Genomic DNA, 8,248 nt, shown 5'->3' on the forward strand with positions numbered 1-8,248 from the left:
CTGCCGTGTTAAGGTGAGCTGGTTTTTTATTGATTTTTATTTGAATTATTTACGGAAAATAATGAGCACTATTGTCGAGCGTCGTCCAGCGGTGGAATTTGATCACCTGAGCTTCTTAAATCAACCACTGTTACAGCGAATTTATGCAAGTCGCGGGATTAATTCTGCGACAGAATTGGAATATCAACTTAAGAACCTGCTTAACCCAGCGATGCTTAAAGATACCGACAAGGCTGCGCAACTACTTTTCCAAGCCATTACGACAGGGCAAAAAATAACTATTGTCGGTGATTTTGACGCCGATGGCGCAACTTCTACCGCATTATCGATGCTAACACTCCGCCGTTTTGGGGCGACAGATGTCGACTACATCGTCCCTAATCGCTTTGATTTTGGATACGGCCTGTCGGTACCCATTGTTGATATAGCCCATCAACAAGGCACCAAAGTTATTATGACTGTAGATAACGGTATTTCATCGATTGATGGTATCGCCCATGCGAAAGCGCTTGGAATGACAGTAATCGTAACCGACCATCATCTTGCTGGTGAGCAGCTTCCGCAAGCTGATGCTATCGTCAATCCTAATCAGCCTGATTGTCAGTTTGCGAGTAAAAATTTAGCGGGTGTCGGTGTGGCATTTTATGTGATGTTGGCACTGCGCGCTGAGATGAGAAAAGCCAATTATTTCGCGAAAACTGGTTTGCAAGAGCCAAACATGGCGGAGTTTTTAGATATCGTCGCCTTGGGCACAGTGGCTGATGTTGTTGTGTTAGATAGTAATAACCGCATTTTAGTTGAGCAGGGATTAGCACGTATCAAAGCGGGACGCACCCGCCCTGGTATTCGCGCATTGCTTGAAATTGCTAAGCGAAACCTTGAGCGCATCGTCGCGAGTGATATGGGATTTGCGATAGGTCCACGCCTTAACGCAGCAGGGCGCTTAGATGATATGTCACTAGGTATCGAGTGTCTACTAACCAACAACGAGCAACACGCGAGAGAGATAGCCAGCGAGCTTGATGGGTTTAATAAAGATCGCCGTGCCATTGAAGCAGGCATGCAGCAAGAGGCGCTCAAGATTATTGAGCAATTGCCATTTACCCAAGACGGCGGGGAAGTTCCTTATGCCTTTGCCCTCTTTCATCCAGAGTGGCATCAGGGGGTGAGTGGCATTGTAGCTTCACGTATTAAGGAGAAGTTTCATCGTCCGGTAATCGTATTTGCCGACGCTGGCGATGGTGAGCTAAAAGGATCGGGGCGCTCGATTGAAGGGTTACACTTGCGCGATTTGTTAGAGCGCATTAATACGCTTGCTCCCGGGATGATTTTGAAATTTGGTGGCCATGCGATGGCGGCAGGACTTTCCATCAAAGAGAGTGACTATCCAGCATTTGCTAAATTGTTTGAAGCGCAGGCACAAGCAACACTATTACCTGAGCAGTTAAGCGGAAAAATCCTTACCGACGGTGAACTCCATAGTCAAGATTTCACGATTGAAACCGCTGCTCTACTTCGCGATGCTGGCCCTTGGGGGCAAGGATTTTCAGAACCATGCTTTGACGGGCGTTTTCGTGTAGTGCAACAACGCATTGTCGGTGAAAAACATCTTAAATTGGTGCTAGAGCCAGAAGGCAGTATGATGGTTGTTGATGCTATTGCTTTTAACGTCGATTTACAAACGTGGCCAAACCCTAACATTCAATGGGTAGAAGTTGCCTATAAACTCGATATAAACGAATTTAGAAACAAACTATCACTCCAACTGATGGTCGAACACATTATCCCCTTATGATAAATGATGAGGAATTTACTATGAAAAAATTGTTAGCGTTAAGTGCAGTAGGTTTGTTGTTAGCAGGTTGTGCTACTCAGCCAGATACTTTATCTCGCGTGGAAAAAAATCAAGCTTATGAAACCTATGTTACCGAACATAATATTGCGTCAGTTAAGCGTGTTAACAACTTTAGAATGAATAATTGGCAATCTCTGACAGATAGCTACTTTACTGTCAAAGGACCATTTAAGAAGCATTATCTGATTGCGTTAAAAGGGCGTTGTAGTGATTTAGATTATGCCCAAACCCTAATTACGCATCAGACAACATCATCGCAGCTATCAAAGAATTTCGATGCGGTATCTGTGCCGACTTACCCTCACTTTAAATGCTATATCAAAGAGATTTATCCAATCTCTAAAGAGCAGCATAAAGAGATAGCGGCAATTGGCAAGCCGCCTAAGAACGAAGAATAAAAGGACGAACATTAAAAAAGCCCTCAATGATTGTCATTGAGGGCTTTTTATTTGGGAAAGAGGATTATTTAGCTGGCGCTAACTCATTTTCTCCACACTGACTATCGTCATTTTGATTGTTGCTCTGAGCACTCGACTTGATGCGCTTAGCTACAAAAGCCAGCAATAAAGCGCTGACAATAAATGAAGCATCGACAGCGATAGTCGAATATTGCTGCGCGTTAAACAGCGCGATTAGTGTTTCAGAATACATTGCGTATCCAGCGACTACTGTCACTACTAGTGCTACCGAACATAAGTAGAGTGACTGTTGCAGCGCTAAACGGTAATTGCGGCGAACGACTGGCAGTGCATAGACAATAGCGCATAACGCGAGTAGTCCCCAAAAACCATTAGCAACAACATTTGCACGTTCCATTGTTGCTTCAGCAAGAACGCGTTCTACGATAAAGGACATTGCTGTAGCCACCATGATTCCGGCGCTACTTAATAAGGTGACATAACGAGCAATGGTTAATGTGCGGGCTGAGAAGTTACGTTGTTTTTCACGCTTCTCTAGCCAAATCAAATTACCAGTCATTATTAAGCCACATACTGCGAAGCCGAGGAATAAATAGATAAACCTCAAATCAAGTGAAGCGAAATTACCGTAATGTAATTTACGTAAAACGCCCGTGCCAACAACAAGTGAATTGGGCTTTGTACTGTCAGAGCGAACGACGATTTCGCCAGTCGTCAATGAATATGTATTGGTGTAGCCGGTCGTTAGCTCGCTGTTATCTGTAGAAAATAGTTGCACTAATCCGCTTTCGTCACCGTAGTTGTAAAGTCGTACAAAACGTGGCGCCGAATTAAATTCTGCAGTAACTTCGCTGATCAAATCATCGATATTTATACGTGGTGTAGGCTTGTCTTGCCACTGTGGCGCTATAGTTTCAAAGCCTGCGTCCTTGAGTAGCGCTTCGCCATCACCTTTGTACACCGTGATTGCAAAAGCGACTTGATAAATGATGACTAAGTTAAATATAAGACCACTGATGGCATACATAATGGTAAATGGTAGGCTAACAACACCAACTACGTTGTGCATGTCTAGCAGTTGACTGCGCTTGTGATTGCCAGCGCGGTACTGAAAGAAGTTACTTATTAGCTTTCTAGCGTGGATGAAAATGCCTGAGATTAGCGCAAATAAGAAAAACAACGTCACAAATCCAAGGATGTATTTACCTTGTGGAATATTGAGATCGTAATGCAAATGATAGATAAACTCTGCTAATTCAAATTTACTTTCCTCGCTGATGATTTCGCCGGTCACTGGATCGATAAGCAAGTCGTCATAGTGCGGTTCAACAGGACGATCTTTAATATCGATAATCGCTCGAAAGTAGCGGTTTTCTTTGGTAGGCAAAACCATATTCAGATGTTCTTTAGCATCGTAATCGCGCCCTTCAAGCGCAATTTCAAACGCTCTTTCAACGCTGATTTGCTCACCTTGAGTTACTGGATAATGAGGTTGCATCGCCCAATTGGTAATCTCTTGGCGAAACAACGCAATCGAACCAGCGAAAAATATGATGAACAACAGGCCTGAAAAGATAAGACCTAACCAGCCGTGGGCGAGCGTTAAACGTTTGATAAATTCTTTATTCATGAGTGTGTACTGCTAGCCTATGAGAAAAAATGCGTTAAACATCGCCGATGGAATGAACAAGGCAGTGCATCGTTTAAGTGCATGCTTAAACGAATCGCTGGCATAACACCACACCATTACTCCTACCCATAGCGGAAACGAAAATAACAAACCAATAAACAAGCGCGTATCTACTTCAAATGGAAAGATGAAGTTTAGATTGAGCATGAGAGATATCGATAGCAAGCAACCACCAATGATCGCGATAAGAGATTTAGGCCACATTAGACACCTCCTAATTGTGCAATTAAAAGTAAAGACAGCACGCCAGCGCCGCATACTTGAGTGGGTTTCTTAGTCCAGTGTCCAGCCAGAAGCACGATAAATATCCAGCTTAACATTAAAATTCCAAGGCTAAATATCAATGAAGTGACAGGGGCATAGAAACTACTTATTAACCACGTGCTAACTGCTGTTATGACTGTTAGGCCACCCCAAGCGACATTGCGCTCTATCGGGCTGCTTAGTAGTTGCTGTTTTTCACTGGCGGCATAAGTTACAAAAGCGCCAATCCACATCAATATAAATGCAATTTCCAAATTAAACATAAAAATATGAATGATAATAGTTTTTAATTACAGTGGATTTTATGGCTTTGGTTAAAAAAATGCCACCACTATTTCGAATAAAATCGATAAGTTGTTTCAATGTGGCCGTTATTACGACATATTCTCAGCGTAAGTTAGCCGTTTCACTTCACACTAAACGCCATAAATCTCCATTTAAAACCTGTAAATTTGAGGATTAATTAGTTAGAATAAGCGGCTTTTTTTCAGCAAGTTTTCAATTTAAACGGTGAATTGCCCTAAATGTTCGAAGTAAACCCGATTAAAAACAAAATTGACGACCTTCGCGGCCGTTCAAACATATTGCGTGAATACCTAGATTACGATCACAACAGTGAGCGGCTCATTGAAGTGACGAGAGAACTAGAAGATTCTGCCGTGTGGAACGAGCCAGAGCGCGCCCAAGCCTTGGGTAAAGAGCGCGCTAGCCTAGAAGCTATCGTTAACACCATTGATTCAATGGAATCGGGACTAGAAGATGTCGAAGGATTATTAGAGCTCGCCGTTGAAGCTGAAGATCAAGAAACCTTTGACGAAGCACAATCAGAGCTTAACGATCTTGAGGTCTTGCTTGAAAAACTCGAATTCCGCCGCATGTTTAGCGGCAAGAACGATGAAAACGACTGTTACATGGATATTCAATCTGGCTCAGGTGGTACCGAAGCCCAAGATTGGGCTGAAATGGTATTGCGCATGTATCTGCGTTGGGGCGAAGCCAAAGGCTTTAAAGTTGAACTGGTAGAAGTTACCGCTGGTGATGTCGCTGGCATCAAAGGCGCAACGATCAAATTCTCAGGTGAGTTTGCTCACGGTTGGCTGCGCACCGAAAGTGGCGTCCACCGTCTAGTTCGCAAGTCACCATTCGATTCTAGTGCCCGCCGTCACACTTCGTTCTGTTCGGCCTTTGTTTATCCAGAAATTGATGATGATATTGAAATCGATATCAATCCGGCTGATTTACGTATCGATACCTACCGCGCATCAGGCGCTGGTGGTCAGCACGTTAACAAAACTGATTCGGCAATTCGTATCACTCATTTGCCAACCAATGTTGTGGTGCAGTGTCAAAGCGATCGCTCACAGCACAAAAACAAAGCCTCTGCTATGAAACAGTTAAAGGCTAAGTTATACGAGCTAGAAATTGATAAGCAAAACGAAGATAAGCAAGCGCTAGAAGACGGCAAGGCTGATATCGGCTGGGGCAGTCAAATTCGCTCATACGTATTAGACTCGTCGCGCATCAAAGATTTGCGCACAGGTATCGAAAGTTCTAATACGGGCGCCGTACTAGACGGCAACCTAGATAAATTTATTGAAGCGAGCCTTAAACAAGGTTTGTAATTAAATCTCGATTAACGCCAAGGCGTAATCACCCAAAATTAAATGTGTTAATAACAGGAACCCACTTACCATGAGTGACCAAAACAACGTGAACAACGAAGAAGAAGTTGTAGATATTAACGAACTAGTGGCACAGCGCCGCGAAAAGTTAAATGCAATGCGCGAGGCAGGTGCTGCCTTCCCGAATGATTTCCGTCGTACTGACGTATCAGACGATCTTCATATTAAACACGGTGGTAAGGAAAAGGAAGCGTTAGAAGAAGAAGCGGTAGAAGTTGCCGTTGCTGGTCGTATGATGACGCGCCGTATCATGGGTAAAGCGGCATTCGCCACTATCCAAGACATGGGTTCGCGCATTCAAGTTTACGTAGCACGTGACTTATTACCTGAAGGTTTCTACAACAACGAATTTAAAAAGTGGGATTTAGGGGACATCATCGCCGCCAAAGGTACGCTATTCAAAACTAAAACGGGTGAACTATCTATTCGTTGTACTGAAGTGCGTCTAATGACTAAAGCATTACGTCCACTGCCAGACAAATTCCACGGTCTGTCTGATCAAGAAACTTGTTACCGTCAACGTTACCTTGACTTAATCGCTAACGAGAAATCACGCGAAGTATTCAAAACGCGTTCTAAGATCGTTGCTTTTATCCGTAACTACTTATCGGCGAAAAACTTCATGGAAGTTGAAACGCCAATGATGCAAGTGATCCCTGGCGGTGCAACAGCGCGTCCGTTTAAGACTCACCACAATGCATTAGATATGGATATGTACTTGCGTATCGCACCTGAGCTAAACCTTAAGCGTTTAGTGGTTGGTGGTTTCGAAAACGTATTTGAAATTAACCGCAGTTTCCGTAACGAAGGTCTATCGACTCGTCACAACCCTGAATTCACTATGCTTGAGTTCTACTGGGGCTATGCTGATTACCAAATGCTAATGGATCTAACCGAAGACATGCTACGTGAATTAGCGCTTAGTGTTAAAGGTACTAGTGAAATTCACTATCAAGGTAATGACTTTGATTTTGGTAAGCCATTCGAGCGCATGACAGTTGTTGAAGCGATCTTGAAATATAACGAAGGCGTAACTGCAGAGCAAGTTAACGACATCGAGCAAGCGACTAAGATCGCTAAAGACTTAGGTATCGATGTTAAAGACAGCTGGGGTCTGGGTAAGATCCAAATCGAAATCTTCGAAGAAACTGGTGAGCACCGCTTAATGCAACCAACATTCATCACTGAATACCCAGCAGAAGTATCACCACTTGCTCGTCGTAACGATGACAACCCATTCATCACTGACCGTTTCGAATTCTTCGTTGGTGGTCGTGAAATCGCTAATGGTTTCTCTGAGCTAAACGATGCAGAAGATCAAGATCAACGCTTCCTAGATCAAGTTGCTCAAAAAGATGCTGGTGATGATGAAGCTATGTTCTACGACGGTGACTACATCACTGCACTAGAATACGGTCTACCGCCAACAGCTGGTGAAGGTATCGGTATCGATCGTCTAGTGATGCTATACACAGACGCGCCATCGATTCGCGACGTACTATTATTCCCGCACATGCGTCCAGAAGCTTAATTACTATAAGCCTTGGTATAGCAAGTCGGAATTAATAATAAGCCAAACCCTGCAAGTGCAGGGTTTGTTGTTTCTATAACTTAATAACTACAACAATAGAAATGAGCAAACAACAAATAACGATTGAAGAAGTATACGGCGGATTCGATTTGATCCTCCGCTATCAAGATCAACAAGCGATCCTATTTATTCAAGATAAAGCGCAAGCGAACTTCATTGGCGAACAAATTATTACCATCGCCAAAGAACAAAAGATTGATATAAATAGCGCCGCAGCGATCTTTAATCACGGCACAGGCATGTTTGCTGCGGATAATATGCAGAATTAGCGTGCTTTAAATCACAGAAAAATGCGATTTCGTATCATTATTGAACGATCAAAATAAAAGATCAAAAAAGCCCTTGCCAAGTTAAATTGGATCTCTATAATGCGCATCCACTGACATGGCGGGACAGCTTCTTAAACAAAGTAACAACGCGGGTTAGCGAAGAAAACAACGTTTAAAATAAACTTTAAAAATTATTTAAAATTAGTTGTTGACTTCAAATAAGGATTGCGTAGAATGCGCAGCCCTAACGCAACGAAGCACAATGCTTCGAAGCGGTTCTCTCACCAAAAGGTGATTGAGATAAAACGTTCTTTAAAAATTAGTATTCAAATAAACTGTGTGGGCATTTGGAGTTAAGAATCACTTAAGCATTTATTGCTTTGGAACTTAATGACAATGCCTATGCAAATAGACAGAATTCATTGAGAACCTAAATCAAATTTTAATTGAAGAGTTTGATCATGGCTCAGATTGAACG

At 42.9% G+C, this 8,248-nt stretch carries 8 protein-coding genes; 5 read left to right on the plus strand and 3 right to left on the minus strand.

Annotation, left to right across the window (positions count from 1 at the left end):
- The first annotated feature begins 61 nt into the window (after positions 1-61).
- Both recJ and MHM98_RS18675 read left to right on the plus strand, forming a co-directional pair.
- The gene (gene recJ / locus MHM98_RS18670; RefSeq protein ID WP_239440919.1) at positions 62-1,795 is read left to right on the plus strand and encodes a single-stranded-DNA-specific exonuclease RecJ; all 1,734 of its coding nucleotides are present in this window, start codon (positions 62-64) and stop codon (positions 1,793-1,795) included.
- A 20-nt stretch (positions 1,796-1,815) separates the two neighbouring features.
- A complete protein-coding gene (locus MHM98_RS18675) occupies positions 1,816-2,253 on the plus strand; it encodes a DUF6491 family protein (protein WP_239440920.1) in 438 nt (145 codons plus the stop codon).
- 64 nt (positions 2,254-2,317) lie between these two features.
- On the opposite strand, the gene MHM98_RS18680 is transcribed toward MHM98_RS18675, so the two are convergent.
- Genes MHM98_RS18680 through MHM98_RS18690 form a run of 3 tightly spaced genes read right to left on the minus strand, consistent with a single transcriptional unit; the run spans position 2,318 to position 4,491 of the window.
- Positions 2,318-3,904: a PepSY-associated TM helix domain-containing protein gene (locus MHM98_RS18680; RefSeq protein WP_239440921.1), complete on the minus strand. Its 1,587-nt coding sequence runs from the start codon at positions 3,902-3,904 to the stop codon at positions 2,318-2,320.
- A gap of 12 nt (positions 3,905-3,916) precedes the next feature.
- Complete coding sequence (locus MHM98_RS18685) at positions 3,917-4,168, minus strand: hypothetical protein (RefSeq protein WP_239440922.1); 252 nt, start codon at positions 4,166-4,168, stop codon at positions 3,917-3,919.
- Positions 4,168-4,491, minus strand: a complete 324-nt coding sequence (locus MHM98_RS18690) for a hypothetical protein (RefSeq protein ID WP_239440923.1) — start codon at positions 4,489-4,491, stop codon at positions 4,168-4,170. Before MHM98_RS18690 ends, MHM98_RS18685 begins: the two co-directional genes overlap by 1 nt.
- Before the next feature lie 261 nt (positions 4,492-4,752).
- Between MHM98_RS18690 and prfB the strand changes: the two genes are divergently transcribed.
- The 3 genes from prfB (at position 4,753) to MHM98_RS18705 (ending at position 7,770) form a co-directional block, all read left to right on the plus strand.
- A complete protein-coding gene (gene prfB / locus MHM98_RS18695) occupies positions 4,753-5,850 on the plus strand; it encodes a peptide chain release factor 2 (RefSeq protein WP_239440924.1) in 1,098 nt (365 codons plus the stop codon).
- 70 nt (positions 5,851-5,920) lie between these two features.
- On the plus strand, positions 5,921-7,441 hold the full coding sequence (gene lysS, locus MHM98_RS18700) for a lysine--tRNA ligase (protein WP_239440925.1): 1,521 nt from the start codon (positions 5,921-5,923) through the stop codon (positions 7,439-7,441).
- Positions 7,442-7,542: 101 nt separating this feature from the next.
- Complete coding sequence (locus MHM98_RS18705) at positions 7,543-7,770, plus strand: hypothetical protein (protein WP_239440926.1); 228 nt, start codon at positions 7,543-7,545, stop codon at positions 7,768-7,770.
- Positions 7,771-8,248 lie beyond the last annotated feature (478 nt).

The sequence above is a fragment of the Psychrobium sp. MM17-31 genome, from assembly GCF_022347785.1.
Classification (GTDB): Bacteria; Pseudomonadota; Gammaproteobacteria; order Enterobacterales; family Psychrobiaceae; genus Psychrobium.